The following is a 1,927-nucleotide window of genomic DNA, read 5'->3' on the forward strand; positions in this document are numbered from 1 at the left end:
GTCGTCGGGGCTGCGGGCGATCAGCACCTCCTGGCCGTGGCGCAGGCCGGTGGCCTCGGCGGCCAGGGGGCTGAGCACCTGGGGGATGCCGTGGGCGGCGGCGGCCACCACCTTGCCCTTGAGGCCGGCGCCGGAGCGCAGCGGCGCCACGAACAGCCGGTGGCGGCTGTACACGGTGGCGGGATCGGCCACCCAGCCCTCGACGATGACGCCGGGTTCGGCGCCCCAACGGGCGGCGAGGGTGGCATCGAGGCCGCTGCCATACAGATGGAGGCGCAGTTCGGGCCGCTGCTGGAGCAGGGCGGGCCACACCTGCTGCAGGAAGGCCTCGACGGCGTCGCGGTTGGGGGGGTGGCCGTAGCTGCCCAGGAAGGCGAGGCCGCTGCGGCCCTCGAGGGGGGCGGGGGTCTCCGGGCCGTGCACCACCCAGGGGCAGGGGGCGGTGGCGGCCTCGCCGAGGGTCTCGGCCTCGATCACCGCCCGCTCCACGTCGGAATAGCTGAAGGTGAGATCCACCTGGCGCATCACCGCCAGCTCCTGGCGCTTCACCTCCTCCACCGCGTCGAGGGCACGGCGGGCCGCCTCGCCGTCGAGGCCCTCGGCGCGGGCGGCGCGCAGCTGGCGCAGGTGGTGCAGGTCGGCGTTGCAGAACAGCAGGCGGGCCTGGGGGGCGTGGCGCTGGATCAGGGGCAGGGCCGCGGCGGCCACCGTGTAGCGGGTGAGGTAGATCAGATCGAAGCTGGCGCCCCGTTCGGCCAGGACCTGCTCGGGGGAGAGCACGAAGGGGGCATGGAGCACCTCGACGCCGCGGCGCTGGAGCTCCTGGCTGTAGTTGGCCAGCCAGGCGAGGTTGAGGGGCAGCAGGGTCACCTTCCAGCCCAGGGCCTGGAGCAGCTCGATCTCCACCAGGGCGGCGTGGCTGCCGGCATCGCGATCGGGCCGGGGGGTTTCCTGGTCGAGGAACAGGGCGCGGCCGAGGATGCCGCGGTCCTTGATGGTTTCGGCGCCGGCGTGGCTGGGCTCAAGGCTGCCCTGGAAAGCCTCGCCCCATTTCTGCTGGAAGACGGGGCCGTTGACGGCCTGGAAGCGCTTGAGGCCGGTGTCGGCGCCCGTGTCGGTGCCGCAGCTGAGGCCTTCGTGGTGGATCACCCGCGCCAGGGGGGTGTAGCGCACGCTGTGGCCGGCCTGGCGCACCTTGAAGGCCAGGTCGGTGTCCTCGTAGTAGGCGGGGGAGAACTCGGGACTGAAGCCCCCGAGCGCGTTCCAGAGCTCGCGGCGGATGGCGAGGGCGGCGGCGCTGACGTAATCCACCTGGCGGGCGTAGGCGACGCGGGGGTCGTGGGGGTTGCCGCCCCGGCCGTAGTTCCAGGGTTCGCCGTTACCCCAGACGATGCCGCCGGCCTCCTGGAGGGTGCCGTCGGGGTAGAGCAGCTGGGCACCGACCAGGCCGGTGTCGTCCCAGCGCTCGAAGGGATCGAGCAGCTCCTCCAGCCAGGCGGCGCAGGGTTCGGTGTCGTTGTTGAGCAGCACCAGGAAGGGGGCGCGGGCGGCGGCGGCGCCGCTGCAGCAGGCCTGGTTGAAGCCGCGGGCGAAGTCGTGGTGGATGACGCGCACCCCGGGGGCCTCGGCGGCCAGGGCGTCGGCGGTGCCGTCCGTCGAGCCGTCGTCGACCACCAGCACCTCGAAGGGGATGCGGGTGGGGGCGTAGGCGATCGCCGCCAGGCAGCGGCGGGTGACGCCGTACTGGTTGTGCACCGGGATCACGATCGACACCATCGGATCGGCGGCGATCGGCAGATGCAGGGGCTGGCGCGGCACGGCGCCGCCGTCGGGGCCGGGTTCCTGGCCGCTGCCCCCGCGCGGCAGGGGGTGTTCGAGCAGGCGCTGCAGCAGGGGCAGATCGGGGGGCAGGGGGGTGCCGTGGGCG

General features: G+C 73.8%; 1 protein-coding gene. It reads right to left on the reverse strand.

The genetic code is table 11. The features are described from left to right. Positions 1-1,927, reverse strand: a 1,927-nt coding sequence (locus VB737_RS16530) for a glycosyltransferase (protein WP_500314565.1), incomplete at both ends; no start/stop codon positions are given.

It is taken from the genome of Synechococcus sp. BA-120 BA3 (assembly GCF_034931285.1).
Classification (GTDB): Bacteria; Cyanobacteriota; Cyanobacteriia; order PCC-6307; family Cyanobiaceae; genus Cyanobium.